This window comes from Actinotalea endophytica (assembly GCF_025717005.1).
Classification (GTDB): domain Bacteria; phylum Actinomycetota; class Actinomycetes; order Actinomycetales; family Cellulomonadaceae; genus Actinotalea.
This window is the reverse complement of the sequence record NZ_JAOVZU010000005.1, coordinates 256,341-271,009: the sequence shown is the minus strand read 5'-3', so window position 1 is coordinate 271,009 and position 14,669 is coordinate 256,341. Positions and strand designations below refer to the sequence as shown.

Annotated in this window: 13 protein-coding genes; 7 read left to right on the top strand and 6 right to left on the bottom strand. The window is 71.0% G+C overall.

What is annotated here, in order from left to right:
* Positions 1 to 121 precede the first annotated feature (121 nt).
* Positions 122 to 1,426 (top strand): FAD-dependent oxidoreductase, encoded by a 1,305-nt coding sequence (locus tag OEB99_RS10610; RefSeq protein WP_263510021.1) that lies wholly within the window; start codon positions 122 to 124, stop codon positions 1,424 to 1,426.
* Entirely contained in the window at positions 1,423 to 1,710 is a 288-nt protein-coding gene (locus tag OEB99_RS10605) for a ferredoxin family protein (RefSeq protein ID WP_263510020.1), read from the top strand. The genes OEB99_RS10610 and OEB99_RS10605 overlap by 4 nt, the downstream gene beginning before the upstream one ends.
* Before the next feature lie 83 nt (positions 1,711 to 1,793).
* Here the strand turns inward: OEB99_RS10605 and OEB99_RS10600 are convergent, their stop codons facing one another.
* The 5 genes from OEB99_RS10600 to OEB99_RS10580 form a co-directional block, all read right to left on the bottom strand.
* Positions 1,794 to 2,444: a TetR/AcrR family transcriptional regulator gene (locus OEB99_RS10600; RefSeq protein ID WP_263510019.1), complete on the bottom strand. Its 651-nt coding sequence runs from the start codon at positions 2,442 to 2,444 to the stop codon at positions 1,794 to 1,796.
* 109 nt (positions 2,445 to 2,553) lie between these two features.
* Positions 2,554 to 4,029, bottom strand: coding sequence for an FAD-dependent oxidoreductase (locus tag OEB99_RS10595; RefSeq protein ID WP_263510018.1), 1,476 nt, complete (start codon positions 4,027 to 4,029; stop codon positions 2,554 to 2,556).
* Between the two features lie 65 nt (positions 4,030 to 4,094).
* Positions 4,095 to 5,009 carry an electron transfer flavoprotein subunit alpha/FixB family protein gene (locus OEB99_RS10590; RefSeq protein ID WP_263510017.1) on the bottom strand — a complete coding sequence of 305 codons (915 nt, stop codon included), beginning with the start codon at positions 5,007 to 5,009 and terminating at the stop codon, positions 4,095 to 4,097.
* A 64-nt stretch (positions 5,010 to 5,073) separates the two neighbouring features.
* On the bottom strand, positions 5,074 to 5,820 hold the full coding sequence (locus OEB99_RS10585; protein WP_263510016.1) for an electron transfer flavoprotein subunit beta/FixA family protein: 747 nt from the start codon (positions 5,818 to 5,820) through the stop codon (positions 5,074 to 5,076).
* A 179-nt stretch (positions 5,821 to 5,999) separates the two neighbouring features.
* Positions 6,000 to 6,641, bottom strand: a complete 642-nt coding sequence (locus tag OEB99_RS10580) for a TetR/AcrR family transcriptional regulator (protein WP_263510015.1) — start codon at positions 6,639 to 6,641, stop codon at positions 6,000 to 6,002.
* Between the two features lie 120 nt (positions 6,642 to 6,761).
* Here OEB99_RS10580 and OEB99_RS10575 point away from each other — a divergent pair, with 120 nt between their 5' ends.
* From OEB99_RS10575 to OEB99_RS10555, 5 genes are read left to right on the top strand one after another with little or no spacing between them, the layout of a single operon-like run.
* Complete coding sequence (locus tag OEB99_RS10575; RefSeq protein WP_263510014.1) at positions 6,762 to 8,078, top strand: ABC transporter substrate-binding protein; 1,317 nt, start codon at positions 6,762 to 6,764, stop codon at positions 8,076 to 8,078.
* Entirely contained in the window at positions 8,075 to 9,025 is a 951-nt protein-coding gene (locus OEB99_RS10570) for a carbohydrate ABC transporter permease (protein ID WP_263510013.1), read from the top strand. The genes OEB99_RS10575 and OEB99_RS10570 overlap by 4 nt, the downstream gene beginning before the upstream one ends.
* Positions 9,022 to 9,924, top strand: a complete 903-nt coding sequence (locus tag OEB99_RS10565; RefSeq protein ID WP_263510012.1) for a carbohydrate ABC transporter permease — start codon at positions 9,022 to 9,024, stop codon at positions 9,922 to 9,924. Before OEB99_RS10570 ends, OEB99_RS10565 begins: the two co-directional genes overlap by 4 nt.
* Positions 9,921 to 11,321 carry a GH1 family beta-glucosidase gene (locus OEB99_RS10560; protein ID WP_263510011.1) on the top strand — a complete coding sequence of 467 codons (1,401 nt, stop codon included), beginning with the start codon at positions 9,921 to 9,923 and terminating at the stop codon, positions 11,319 to 11,321. Before OEB99_RS10565 ends, OEB99_RS10560 begins: the two co-directional genes overlap by 4 nt.
* Positions 11,318 to 13,954 (top strand): glycoside hydrolase family 3 C-terminal domain-containing protein, encoded by a 2,637-nt coding sequence (locus OEB99_RS10555; RefSeq protein WP_263510010.1) that lies wholly within the window; start codon positions 11,318 to 11,320, stop codon positions 13,952 to 13,954. Before OEB99_RS10560 ends, OEB99_RS10555 begins: the two co-directional genes overlap by 4 nt.
* Here OEB99_RS10555 and OEB99_RS10550 read toward each other — a convergent pair.
* A complete protein-coding gene (locus OEB99_RS10550; protein WP_263510127.1) occupies positions 13,951 to 14,613 on the bottom strand; it encodes a GAP family protein in 663 nt (220 codons plus the stop codon). The two genes, OEB99_RS10555 and OEB99_RS10550, sit on opposite strands and share 4 nt — an antisense overlap.
* Positions 14,614 to 14,669 lie beyond the last annotated feature (56 nt).

Here is a 14,669-nt window from a genome sequence, read left to right as displayed (position 1 = left end):
CACCTGGCGCTCGGTCGCGATCGGGTGAACGAGATCGGGCCCGTCTTGTATCAGACCGGATCGGTCAGTAATATCGACCCGCGAGAGGAGCGGACATGGTGGCACACCGCACGCACCGCCGATGAGCGGCCAGGACTCATACGACTTCGACGTCGCCGTCGTCGGTGCCGGGCCGGCCGGATCGGTCGCCGCGCACCAGCTGGCCGGCGCCGGTCATGACGTCGTCCTGATCGAGCGCGGCAGCGAACCGGGGAGCAAGAACCTGTCGGGCGGCGTGCTCTACGGTCGCGCGCTCGAGGCGGTCTTCCCCGACTACCTCGACGACGCGCCCGTCGAGCGCCGGATCACCAGGAACGTGGTCACGTTCCTCAACCGGGGCTCGCGCGTCGCGATCGACTACTCGGACGACCGCCTGGCCGACCCGACCAACGCCGTCACCGTGCTGCGCGCGAAGCTCGACCCGTGGCTCGCGGGCCGCGCGGAGGAGGCGGGCGCGATGCTGATGCCGGGCGTGCGGGTCGATGCGCCGCTGCTCGACGGGTCGTCGCGCGTGATCGGTGTGAAGGCGGGCGAGGACGAGCTGCGCACGCGCGTCGTCGTGGCCGCCGACGGCGTCAACTCCTTCCTCGCCAGGGCGGCCGGTTTCCGTCCCGCGCCGGAACCGCACCAGCTCGCGGTCGGCGTGAAGGCTGTCGTGGACCTGCCGGCGGCGACGATCGAAGAGCGCTTCGGCGTGGCTCCCGGCCTCGGGGCCGCGCACGCCATCGTGGGCGACTGCACGCTCGGGATCGGCGGCGGCGGCTTCCTGTACACGAACCGCGAGTCGCTGTCCCTGGGTGTCGTGCTGCGGCTGGACGACCTCGTCAAGCGTGGCCTGGAGTCCACCGAGGTGTTCGAGCACTTCCTTGCGCACCCCGGGGTCGCCCCGTTCCTCGAGGGCGGCGAGGTGTCCGAGTACGGCTGCCACCTGGTCGCCGAGGGCGGTCAGGCGATGATGGGCCGGCTCGCCGTCGACGGGATGGTGCTGGTCGGCGACGCCGCCGGCCTGACCATCAACTCGGGGCTGACCGTGCGGGGGATGGACCTCGCCGTCGGATCGGGCTCGGTGGCCGCCACGGTCGTCCACGACGCGCTCGAGGCCGGTGACACGTCGCTCGCGGCTCTCGGTCGGTACGAGCAGGCGCTCCGGGACAGCTGGGTCGGCCAGGACATGGCGACGTACGCCAAGGCGCCGGCCTTCCTCGAGGAGCCGCGGATGTACGACGGCTACGGCACGCTGCTCGCGGACGTGCTGCACGGCGTCTTCGACCTCGACACCCGGCCACGACGGCGCCTGTGGCGCACGGCGCTCGACACCGTCCGGCACTCGCCGCTGCGTACCCGTGACCTCGTCTCAGACGTCTGGAAGGGAGTGCGGTCGCTGTGAAGCTGCGCGCAGGCGTTCGTGACCGGCTGTCGACGGTGCGGTTCGTCACCGACGACGAGTCGCACATCGAGGTGAACCAGGAGGTCGCCAAGGCGACCGGGGCGGCGGCGATCCTGGTCGCCGTGTGCCCGGCCAAGGTCTACTCGATCCGGCCGGACGGCAGCGTCGGCTGCGAGTTCGCGGCCTGCCTCGAGTGCGGGACCTGCCTCGCGGTCGCCCCGGAGGGCTCGCTGACCTGGCACTACCCGCGCGGCGGGTTCGGCGTGGAGTACCGGCAGGGCTGAGCACCCGGCGCGCCCGACCTTGTCCTGTGCGGCCGGCGCGCACGCTGTGATCCGGCACCCCGGGCGGACGAGCGCCGTCGCGCTCAGCTCTCGCGGGCGACCGCCACGGGGATCGCCGCGAGCAGGTCGTCGGCCAGCTGTTGGATGTAGGCGTCGATGCCGGCGCGGACCTCGTCGCGGTTCTCCGGCGACGCCGTCGCGATGTGCATGTAGATCCCGCCCTCGAACGGTTCCAGGAGCCGGTCGGGCTCGAGGCCGGCCGGCAGCTGCCCGTCGGCGACGGCCGACGCGACCAGCCTCCTGGCGCGGTGCACGGTGGCCTGGGTCAGGACCTCGCGGACCCGCCGGAGCGGGTCGGGCACGACCTCGTACTCGGCCCACAGGCGCTGGGTCGCGAGCCGGTGCGGGCCGAAGTACAGGTCGGCCATGAGCCGCCCCTGGGCGATCAGGATCTCGCGGACGTCGCCCTCGACGGTCTGGTGCTGCAACGGTGCCAGTGCCTCGTCGAAGCACGCGGCGAGGAACTCGCCGAGCGAGGACCACCGGCTGTGGTACGTCGCCTTGCCGACCTTGGCGCGGCGGATCACCTCGTTCGCGGTGAAGCCGTACCAGCCTCGCTCGCCGTACACCTCCATGCCCGCGGCCAAGAGCCGGGCCTCGGCCTCCAGGTCGCGTGGGCGGCCCGGGGGTCGGCGTCCGGCACCCTCGGGTGCGTTGTCTGGCGGCGTCATCATCACGAGATGCTAGCCGGGTCCGGCCGCCTGGCTCGGGGGCCTCGCTGAGCAGCGCGAGGCCCCCGAGCGATGTGGACGATCAGGGGCTCATCCACATCGGACGGCGGTGCTAGACGGTGACCGGCGCGTCGCGCAGCGCCTTGGTCGCGGCGTCGGCAGCCATCCAGCCGGACGTCATGGCGAACCCGCAGGACACGCCCGCCAGACGGGCCGGGTAGGTGTCGCCGTACATGCCACCTGCGTCGACGCCCACGGCGTACAGGCCGGGGATCGGGAAGGAGCCCTTGTCGAGCACCTCCATCTTCCCGTTGATCCGGATCCCGCCCTGGGAGCAGACGAAGCCGTTGTGGCCCTTGATGGCGTAGAACGGGCCGGTCTCGATCGGGAAGAGGTACTTGGGCTTGAAGAACTTCGCGTCCTTGCCCGCGTGGCAGGCCTCGTTGTACTCGGCGACCTCGCGCGTGAAGACGTCGACGTTCACGCCCATCTTGGCGGCGAGCTCCTCGATGGTGTCGGCCTTCCAGACGTGGATGCCGTCGACGAGGTCCTCCTCGATCTCGGCCTCGAGCCGGGTCAGCTTCTCGCCGCTCAGCACGTAGGCACCGATGCCGACCTCGCAGCCGTCGTTGACGAGGTGGTCGATGATCGTCTGGTCGAGGATGGTGAACTGCACGCCCTCGGGCTGGCGGGACAGGATGTTGCCCGCGTTCTGGAACTCCTGCACCGCGGTCTCGGTGGTGAACCGGCGGCCGTCCAGGTTCACCCAGAGGTAGGGCTGGGTGGACGCACAGTTGAGGTGCGACCCGAGGGACTTGCCGCGGACCCACGCGCCGTTGAGCATGAGCATGCCCAGGCCGAACGAGTCGCCGCCGGCCTCGAAGGTCATGAGGATGCCGTCGCCCTGGTTGTTCGAGGGGTCGTTCGGGTAGGCGTTGTTCGGGTCGTACATCGTCACGTACTTCTTGCGCATCTCCTCGTTGGACGTGTAGCCGCCCGAGGCGATGATGACCGCGCCGGCCTCGAGCCGGATCAGCTCGCCGTCCTCGGCCTCGGCAACGACGCCGGAGACCTTGTCCCCGTCCTTGACGAGGTGGCGCGCGCGGGTGCTGGTGAAGAAGTCGACGCCGGCCTTGAGCGCGGCCTCGTGCATGATCTGCACGGCGACCCCGACGCCGCCCTTGACGAGGTGCCACACCTTGTACTCGCTGTCCGGGTCGAACGAGGTGATCATGTGGAACGGGACGCCCAGGTCGCGGAAGATGTCGACCGTCGTCGCGGAGTTGTTGATGAACGCGGCGACGACCTCGGGGTTGGCGAAGTAGTGGCTGTAGTCGACGAGGATCTGGAAGGCCTCCTCGCGCGACAGCTGGTCGAGCCCCTGCTCCTTCTGCAGCGAGGTCTGGATCGCGCCGACGCCCTCGGCGAACTGGGAGTTGCCGCCGATCGCCGGCTCCTTCTCCAGGACGGCCACGCTCAGCCCGTTGCGCGCTGCGCGGAGCGCCGCGCTGTGTCCCGAGCCACCGCCGCCGACGACGACGACGTCGTAGGAGGCCATCGGCTCGATGTTCTGCCACTCCTGGACCATGTCCAGCCTCTCTTCTTTGTCGTTGGTTGACCGGCGCGGCCGAGGGCGGCCGTGCCGGGGAGGAGCTAGGCCCTGGGCTCGCCCAGAGCACTGACCAGGGCCGGGACGACGGCGTAGAGGTCGCCCACGATCCCGTAGTCGCACTTGCCGAAGATGAGCGCCTCGGGGTCGTTGTTGATCGCCACGACCTTCTGCGCTCGGGTGACGCCGGCCATGTGCTGCATCTGGCCGGAGATGCCGACCGCGAGGTAGAGGGCCGGGCTGATCTGCTTGCCGGAGATGCCGACGCACAGGTCCTTGTCCAGCCAGCCGAGGTCCTCGGCGAGGGGCAGCGACCCGGCCACCTGCGCGCCGAGCGCCGTGGCGAGGTCCCGGACCAGGCCGAGGTCGGTCTTCGCGGCGAGGCCGCGGCCGACCGCGACGACCCGGTCGGCGGTGGAGAGGTCCGCGCCGGCCGCGCGGGGGACCGCCGAGACCATGGAGATGGTCGTCCCGGGGGCGAGCACGATCTGGTCGATCGTCACCGCGGCGTCGGTCGCCTCGGGGGCGCCGCCCGGTGAGTCGAGCACCGCGAGCAGCGGGCTGGCCGAGACGGTCTGCTCGACCGAGCCGCTCACCGTGAGCCGCGTCGCGACCGGCGGGTCCGCCTCGATCGACTGCACGGACGTGATGAGCGGCGTGCGGAGCTGCGCGGCCAGGCGGCCGGCGATGAGCCGCGCGGCATCCTGCGGTCCGGTCAGGACGACGTCCGGCTTGCGGGCCGCGACGGCCTCGGCGACCTGTCCCGCGTACTCCTCGACGACGCTCCCCGCGGGTGGTTCGAACCAGAGGACGTCGGCGACGTCCGTGCGGGCGAGCTCCTCGGCGAGGTCGCGGTCGCCGAGCACGGCGACGTGGACCTCGCCGGGGACCGTAGCGGCGGCCGCCAGGAGGTCCGCGATGCGGTTGTCGACCGCGATGATCCAGGTGTTGAAGGTCACGGTTCCGGCCCTTTCGGCAGGCGTGCTGAGCTGGGTGGGGGGTGGAGGTGGTCGCCGTGCCGGACTAGACGGCCTCGGCGGAGCGCAGCGCCGCGACGAGCTGCCGCGCGGCCTGCTGCGGGTCGGCGCCGTCGAAGAGCTGGGCCTGCCGACCGCTGTCGGTGCGGCGGGAGGTCAGCAGCTCGGCGCCGGGTGCGTCGACGCCGAGCTCGGCGAGCTCGACGGTCTCGATCGGACGCTTGCGGGCCATCAGGACGTCCCGCATCCCCGGCACGCGTGGGGTGGCGGCGTCGGCCGCGACGGCGATCACGGCAGGACCGTCGACCTTGACGGTGACGACGGCGTCGCGGGTGCGGCGCTCGACCGTGATCGCGGTGCCGTCGGTGGCGACCCCGGTGGCGCCGAGCAGGCCGGGCCGGCCGAGCGTCGCGGCGAGGAGGGACGGGACGACCGCCGCACCCGAGTCGACCGCGGAGTCGCCGATGATGACCGTGTCGGCTCCGTCGACGCGTCGGGCGAGGGCCGCGAGCACCGCCGCGCGGAGGTCGTCCGAGGCACCGGCGAGATCGGCGTCGACGGCGATCACCCGGTCGGCACCACGGGCCAGGGCCCAGTCGGCGTTCTTGCGGCCGAGGGTGATGCCGACGGCCTCCTGGCCCAGCGACTCGGCCGTCTGCCTGGCCACCTCGACCGCGACGGCGTCGTCGCCGACGGCGGAGGTCGCGGCGCCGCTCCAGTCGATGGCGCCGTCGTCGGCGACCCGGCCGTCCTGCGGGTCGGGTGCCCACTTGAACGCAACAACAACAGCCATGGAGGAACTCCCTCGTCCCGGGTCTCAGCCGCCTCGGGGCGGGCGGTGAGCCGTGCCGCAACTATACGGACCGCAGCGGACAGAAATTGGGACCTTCGGTAGTGATCCGGATCACTGCGCGGGGATCAGCGGTACCGCCGTGCGGGCTCCGCCGGACGTCGGCGTGACGGCCGGACGGCCTACGGCCGGTCGGGTCGGTCGCCGGACCCGGTGTCGAGGTCGGGGCCGAGGAGCGTCGCGATCGTCTCGACGAGCCGGGCGAGGTCGTCGGCGACGGGTTCGTCGCTCTGCACGAGCCAGCGGGTCTGCAGGCCGTCGGCCGCTGCGATCGTGATCCGGGCGGCCCAGGTGTCCACCTCGGTCGGTTCGGCATCATCGGACCCCGAGCGTCGGCGCGCGTAGTAGCGGGCGACGCCGAGGGTGGCCTGCTCGTAGCGCTCGAGGAAGAACTCGTGTGCGGGATGGGTGGAGTCCGCCGCGGCGGCGGCCATGTCGGAGTAGAGGCGCACGAGGCCCGGCTGCGCCTCGTTGCTCCGCATGATCGAGATCAGGTCGAGCTCGTCGCTCGGGTGCCCCGGTTCTTGCTCGTACGCCGCCAGCGCGGCGACGTCGCGATCTCGCAGCACGGCGACGAAGAGGTCGTCCTTGGTGGGGAAGTGGTGCTGGATCGCCTGCTCGGAGAGGCCGGCGATCTCGGCGATGGACCGCAGGATCGGACCGCGCGCGTCCGCCGTCGCGTACGCCTCGAGGACGGCCGCGATGATGTCGGCCCGCCGCTGTCGGGTCTTGCCGTAAGGGCCGCGCCGTCGGGTCTCGGTCACGGCGTCTGACTGTACCGGCGGACGGGGCTTGCGCACGGTCGCCATCACGTGAATACTTGTTTGCATCAGGATTTCGCGGCGTCACGAGTGCGCCGGTCCTGGCTTTCGAGGAGGAGAGCGATGCGTGGTCCGAAGAGGAGCGGCGTCGCGGGTGTCACGGCCATGGTTGCGGCCTGTGCTCTCGCGCTTGCCGGGTGCGGCGGCGGGAGCAGCAGCGCAGCCGGCGCCACAGCCGATGACCCCGTCGAGCTGACGATGTGGGCATGGCAGGCCAACCTGCAGGCCGCACTCGACATCTGGAACGAGGAGAACCCCGGGATCCAGGTGACACTCGAGACGCTGCCCGCGGACCTCACGACCGCGTACCAGAAGATCTTCGCGGGCGTGAAGTCCGGCACGGCGGCGGACATCCTCCCGGTCGAGTACATGGCACTGCCGAACTACCTCGCCGAGGACGCCCTCGCAGACCTGGGCGACCTCGCGGCGGACCAGGAGAGCGCCTACTCGTCGGCCGCCTGGAACCAGGTGCTGGTCGACGGCTCGCCGTACGCACTACCCGGGGACATCGGTCCGATCGGCATGTACTACAACGCGACCGCGCTGGAGGAGTACGGCTACCAGGCGCCCGCGACCTGGGAGGAGTTCGAGCAGATCGGTCTCGACATCAACGCGAAGACCGACGGCCAGGTCTACATCGGTGCGATGACGACGAATCCGAACAACTTCGTCGGCCTGTCGTGGCAGGCCGGCGCCCACTGGTGGACCCGGGACGGCGACGCGTGGCGGGTGAACATCGACGACGCCGCGACCCAGCAGGTCGCGCAGACCTGGCAGCGGATGGTCGACGAGGGCATCGTGTGGGTCTGGGACAACGAGACGGTCGGCCAGCAGATGGTCGCCGATGGTCAGATCCTCACCGTCCTGAACCCGTCGTGGTGGGCACCCAACCTGATCAACATGGACGTGCCGGACGGCACCTTCGGCGTCACGACGCTGCCGCAGTGGGACGGGAGCGCGCTGGCGTCGGCCAACTCGGGAGGCTCGGCGTGGGGTGTCACGGCATCCTCGTCGCACCCGCAGGAGGCCGTCGAGTTCCTGACCTGGTTCACCCAGTCGCCCGAGGCCTACTCGGCGGTGAACGACGAGACCTCCTTCTCGTACCCCGCGTCGCTCGCGCAGGTCGAGGTCGCGAAGCAGAAGGCCACCCCCTTCGTCACCCCTGACGGGAGCGGAGACGTGTTCGCGCAGTTCGCCGCCTCCGCCGAGCAGGTCCCCGCCGACTGGCAGTGGTCCCCGACGACCATCGCGACGTTGACCTCGGTTCAGGACGAGCTCGGCAGGCTCGCGCCCGGTTCGGACCTGCCGGGCAGTGTCACCTCGCTGCAGTCGACCGCGGTCGAGCAGCTGACCGACCAGGGCTTCACGGTCACTCCATGACGACGATCCCTTCCGGGGTCGCGCCGAGCTCGACGCTGCAGGGTGGGACGCCCCGGATCCGTCCCACCCTGCAGTACTCGGCCCGCACCCCGTGGCTCCTCCTCGCCCCGTTCGGGCTCCTGTTCCTCGCGTTCTTCGCCGCCCCGCTGGTCTACGCGGTCTACCAGAGCTTCACCCGGAGCGTCCGCACGGGCGCGTTCGCGACGCGACGCACGGCATACGCGGGCCTGGCGAACTACCGCGAGGTGCTCGCGAGCCCGGACTTCCACGCCGCCGTCCTGCACGTGCTCCAGTACGCAGCGGTCGCCATTCCGGTGATGCTCGGCCTCTCGATCGGCGTCGCACTGCTGATCGACGCGGCGCTGACGAGGTGGGGGAAAGCGATCCAGTTCGTGCTCTTCCTGCCCTACGCCGTGCCCGGCGTGATCGCCGTCGTGGTCTGGGGCTTCCTCTACATCCCTCAGCTCAACCCGGTGCTCGAGCGGCTGCACGGGCTCGGTCTGCTGTGGGACCCGCTGGCGTCCGGCTCGCTGCCCTTCAGCTTCGCGAACATCAACGTCTGGATGTTCCTCGGCTACAACGTCATCGTCATGACCGCGGCGTTGCGCACGGTCCCGACCGAGGTGGTCGAGGCCGCCAGGATGGACGGTGCCTCCCTCGCGGTCATCGCGTGGCGGATCAAGCTTCCGCTGATCCGCCAGGCAACGGTCCTGGTGCTGATCTTCACGCTGATCGGCGCCTTCCAGCTGTTCAACGAACCGCAGATCCTCCGGGGGGTCGGGGCGGACGTCGACGGGGCCTACACGCCGAACCTCCTTGCGTACACGTACGCGTTCGCGAACAACGACTACGCGATGGCCGCCACGGTCTCGATCATCCTCACGGTCGCCACCGCGGTCGCCTCGTTCGCGGTGATGCGGCTGGTCAACCGGGCGGCGAGAGCATGACCGTCGCGACGCTCACCACGAAGCGCCCCCACGTGGCCGGTCCGTCCGAGCCGATGCCACGACGCCACGCCCGGGTCGCCCGCGCCGCGACCGGCGCGATCTACCTCGTGCTCGCGGCCTACGTGCTCTTCCCGGTCTTCTGGTTGCTCGTGTCGGCCGGGAAGCCGACCTCGCAGCTGATCACCGGAGACAACTTCCAGGCGTCCGGCTTCCAGTACCTGACGAACCTGCGAGACCTGTTCGCCTTCGACGACGGCATCTACGGTCGATGGCTGCTGAACACGCTCGCGTACGCCGGCCTCGGATCGGTCGTGTCCGTGCTGATCTCGGCGATGGCCGGGTTCGCGCTGGCCAAGTACCGGTTCCGGGGCCGGTCGACGGTCGCGGGATCGATCCTCGCCGGAGTGATGATCCCGACCACGGCCCTCGTGCTGCCGATCTTCCTGCTGCTGGCCGAGGTCGGCCTGACGAACAACTTCTGGGGCGTCTTCGCCGTCTCGCTCGTGCACCCGTTCGGTGTGTACCTGTGCATGGCCTTCGCAGACGCGTCCGTTCCGGACGAGGTGCTCGAGGCGGCCCGGATCGACGGGGCGAGCGAGGCGCGGATCGTCTTCCGGATCGGCCTGCCGATGATGCGCGACGGGCTGCTCACGGTCGTGCTGCTGCAGTTCGTCGCGATCTGGAACAACTACTTCCTGCCGCTGGTGCTGCTGTCCGACCAGACGCTGTTCCCGGTCACCGTCGGCATCACCAACTGGAACCTGCTCTCGCGCCAGGTCCCGGACCAGTACCGCCTCGTGCTCATCGGTGCGCTGGTCGCGACGATCCCGCTGATGGTCGGGTTCGTCGCGATGCAGCGCTTCTGGAGGGCAGGACTGACGACGGGATCGATCAAGTGACGCCTCCTGACGGTGCAGAGCCGCCTCGCATCGATCTGCCACACCCGTTCGAGCTGGGCGTCGCGACGAGTGCCTACCAGATCGAAGGGGCCTGGGACGAAGGGGGCAAGGGCCCCTCGATCTGGGACGTGTTCTCCCAGACACCGGGCAAGGTGGTTCACGACATCCCTGGTGACCGCGGTGTCGACCACTACCACCGGATGCCGAGCGACGTGGCCCTGCTCGCGTCGCTCGGCGTCGACTCCTACCGCTTCTCGTTGTCCTGGTCCCGGCTGCTCCCGGAGGGGACCGGCCAGGTCAATCGTGTGGGTGTGGACTTCTACCTGCGGCTGTTCGACGCGCTCGCCGACGCGGGCATCAGCGCCAACGTGACGCTCTACCACTGGGATCTCCCACAGGCCCTCGAGGACCGTGGTGGCTGGCTGAACCGGGACGTGCAGCACTGGTTCGGCGAGTACGCCGCCGTCGCGTACGACCTGTTCGGCGACCGCGCCGCGAGGTGGGCGACGCTCAACGAGCCGATCGCCAACTGGGCCGGCTACGGCATGGGGGTGTTCGCGCCGGGGAAGACCGGCGCGCTGTCCGGCCGCACCGCGATGCACCACGCGCTGCTCGCGCACGGCCAGGCCGTCTCGGCGTTCCGGGCCTCGGGCGCGCAGGGTGAGATCGGCATCGTCGTCGACGTCTGGAAGCGGTCGGCGGTCGATCCCACGCCGGAGAACCTGCAACGGGTCCGGGACCAGGACGCCGACGCCCACGAGGCGTTCCTGAACCCGCTCTTCAAGGGCGGGTACAGCGACCATCAGGTCGAGCGGTGGCGCGAGGACGGCAGCATGCCGCAGGTGCGGGACGGGGACGAGGCCCTGGCGGCCGCGCCGATCGACTTCTTCGGGCTGAACATCTACAACCGCGTGCTGGTCGATGCCGAACCGGGGGACGAGGCGAGGACGGGGTTCGTCGGCGGGAACTTCCTCGACAGCGGCAAGTTCTACGATCCCGAGGTCGCCTACGAGGTCCTCGGGCTCCTGCACCAGGAGTACCGCGTGCCGGTGCCGATCTATGTGACGGAGAACGGGATCGCGAACTGCAGCGAGACTCTCGACGCGGGTCGGGTCCACGACCGCGATCGGATCGAGTACGTCCGCGGCTTCCTGCACGCCATCGCCCGCGCGGCTGCCGACGGTGTCGATGTCCGGGGCTACTACCTGTGGTCGTTCCTGGACAACTACGAGTGGAGCCTGGGCTACTCGGAGCGGTACGGGATCGTGCACGTCGACTTCGGCTCGTTCGAACGGACGCCGAAGGACAGCGCGTACTGGTTTCGCGACGTGATCGCCGAGCGTTCGCTCTGGGTCGATGCTCCAGGCGTAGCCGGTCGCCCGGGGAGGTCGACGTGAACGCGTGGTCAGCGCACGCATGGGCGCACGAGCCCGAGGCCGCGCGGCGTGCCCGCGTGGTGCGCGAGGCGATGACGCTCGAGGAGAAGGTCGCTCTCCTGTCGAACCGCCAGGAGCCCGGGCCGCTGCTCGGGCCGATCCGGGCGGCCGACGGCGCCGCCGGCATCCGGCTCGTACCCGGGGTGACCGAGAGCACGGCCTCCACGGCACTTCCGGCCCCGATCGCGCTGGCGGCGACCTGGGACCCCGGCCAGGCGGACGACTACGGCACGGTCCTCGGCCGCGAGCTCCGGGCGACGGGCCATCACGTGCTGCTCGGGCCCGCGGTCGACGTCGCGCGCGTTCCCCTGGGCGGCAGGACGTTCGAGTCGTTCGGGGAGGATCCGACCCTCGCCGCGCGCCTCGTCGTCCCCGAGGTCCTCGCCATCCAGGCGGCCGGAGCCCAGGCGTGCGTCAAGCACTTCGTCGCGAACAACCAGGAGACCTCGCGTGGCGTCGTCGACGTGAGGGTCGACGAGGCCACGCTCCGTGAGCTCTACCTCCCGGCGTTCGAAGCGGCCGTCCGGTCCGGCGGAGCGACCGTCGTGATGAGCGCCTACAACCAGGTGAACGGCGTCTACGCGTCCCACTCCGAGCGACTCCTGACCGGACTCCTGCGCGACGAGTGGTCGTTCGCGGGGTGGGTGATGTCCGACTTCCTCGCGAACCACTCCCTGACGGGCTCCTGGGACGCCGGGTTGGACTGGGAGCTCACCGACGATCCGGTGTGGGGTGATGAGCTGCTGGCCGCGGTGCGCGCCGGGGAGGTGCGCGAGGCCGAGCTCGACGCACGCGTCGACCGGGTGCTGCGGCCCTACTTCGCCCTGCACCAGGACGTCGATGCCGAGCCGCTCCGCACGATCGAGCTGCTCGACCATCACGACATCGCGCGCGAGGTCGCGACCCGCGGCGCGGTGCTGCTCGCCAACGACGGGGTCCTTCCGCTGCGGGGTGTGAGCCGGCTCGCCGTGATCGGACCCGACGCGGGCGCGGTGACCGCCGCCGGTGGTGGCAGCCCCCTGGTGGCTCCGAAGCGCGCCCTGGCCGTGTCGGTCGTCGACGGGTTGCGGGCCGCGCTGCCGGGCGCCGAGGTGCGCTGGGCGCCCGGTGCCGACCCGATCAGCTCGGGTTCCCTGCTCCCGGGACCGGAGGCCGTTCCGGCCGGATGCCTCGGCCCGGCCGATGCGCCGGGTGTGCTCGTCGACTTCTGGGACACCGTGGCGTTCGACGGTGACCCGAGCTGGTCGGTGCGGCTCGGTCAGATCGAGATGAACCGGGGGTTCTTCGCCGAGGCGGGGTTCCACGCGCCCTCGCCGGGCTGGTCGGGGTGGCCCGCCGGGTTGCCCGCGCGGCACGCGTCCCGTTGGACCACCACCCTGCGGCCACCGGTGACCGGGGAGTACGTGCTCGCGCTGACGTGGCTGGGCTCGGTGCGGCTCGTGGTCGACGGCGCCACGCTCCTCGACGTCACGACCGCCGTCGACCCCGATCGTCCGGTTCCGGTGGGCATCCTGTGGGACGGCGTCGGTGCCGAGGTGGCGACCGTCCGGGTCCACCTGGACGCAGGGCGTGACGTGCCGATCGTGGTCGAGTACACGACCACCGTGCCCGCTCAGTCCGGGCACTACGGGGCACAGCTGCGGTTCGGGTGGGTGCCGCCTGCCGGGGCCGTGCCGCCGCTGCGGGCGGACGCGGTCGCACTGGCGCAGTGGGCGGACGTCGCGGTCGTCGTGGCGCGCGCCTACGAGTCGGAGGCGATGGACCGACCGACGACCAGGCTCCCCGGCGGCCAGGACGAGCTCATCGGCGCCGTCGCCGCCACGGGCGTGCCGACGGTGGTCGTGACGATGAGCGGGGGTCCGGTCGACGTCTCGGCCTGGCGGAACCGCGTGTCGGCGATGATGCACGCCTGGTACCCCGGGCAGGGCCAGGGTCGGGCGTTGGCGGATCTGCTGACGGGCGCCCGGGAGCCGGCGGGCCGGCTGCCGATCACCTTCCCGGCGCACGAGGTCCGGCCGGATGACGTCGACGCCCAGGTCTATCCGGGCAGCGGCGGGTGGGTCGACTACCGCGAGGGCACCCGCGTGGGCTATCGCTCCGGCCGCGAGGTCGCCTTCGCGTTCGGGCACGGGATCGGCTACGCGACCCACGAGATCGACGCGGTGAGCGTCGATCTCGCCGACGACGCGTGGCTGGTGCGGTTCGCGCTGCGCAACACCTGTACGCGACCCGGTACCGAGGTCGTGCAGGTCTACCGAGGGCGACGCGGTCGGCCGGAGGTGCTCCTCGGATGGACGCGCGTTCACACGCGTCCCGGGGGAGTCGTGCACGCGTCCGTCGACATCGGCCCGGACGGCCTGCCGCATCGATGGGGGCGCTGGGACGAGGCGACCGAGCGGTGGAGGCCGATCGAAGGAACGTGCGAGCTGTTGATCGGGACGAGCGCGGTTGAGGTCTGCGCTCACGCGGTCGTGCGCCTCGGCGCGGTGAGAACGGACGGGTCGGGACCCGAGCGACCGCTCGTGGTCGAGGTGGGCGACGTGCTCCGGCGAGCGCACGATGCCGACCTACCGGTGCGGAACGCGCGGGTCTAGGCGGCCAGACGGCCGAGTCCCGCCCAGGCGAGTGCGACGCCCAGCACGAGCGAGACGGCGATCATGATCACGTGGTTGTGCGCGACCAGCCAGGTGCGCAGGGCGTCGAGGGTCGCCTCCGCCGTCCTGGGGACCAGCGCCGTCATGCCGACGACCGTGAGCATCGGCGCCGCGGTGAGCAGGACGAACGCCAGGAAGGTGATCACTGCTGTCGCCGTCGTCAGGCCTGTGTCCTTGATCGTCGCCACCGCAGTCAGCGTGAACACCCAGAGGTTCGGGGCGGCGAGGGTCATGCCGCACGCGAGGGCGAACGCGCGGGCCGGCGTGATCCCGTCGACCGTCGCCATCCATCGCGGTGGGCCGTCGTCGGTGTGCGGTGCCGCCAGGAGCTGCCGGAACGCCATCGCCAGGAACAGGAGTCCCGAGGCGAGCAGCAGCGTCGCCACGACGGGGGACTCACCGCAGTCGCCTCCGGGGGTGCCGGTCACGACGAGGAACCCGAACACGGCACCGAGCAGGAGCTTCATCACCGCGAACCCGGTCGCGAACATGAGCGCCTTCGACCGGCCGCGAGGTGACTGGAGCAGCAGGATCTCGATGAGGTAGTAGCTCGGCGTGAGGACACTGCCCGCGGCGAGGGGCAGCAGCGTCAGCCACATCGTGCCCACCTGGCGAGCCTAGCCGCGTCGTGCTCGCTCCACGGCGGAGTCGGAGC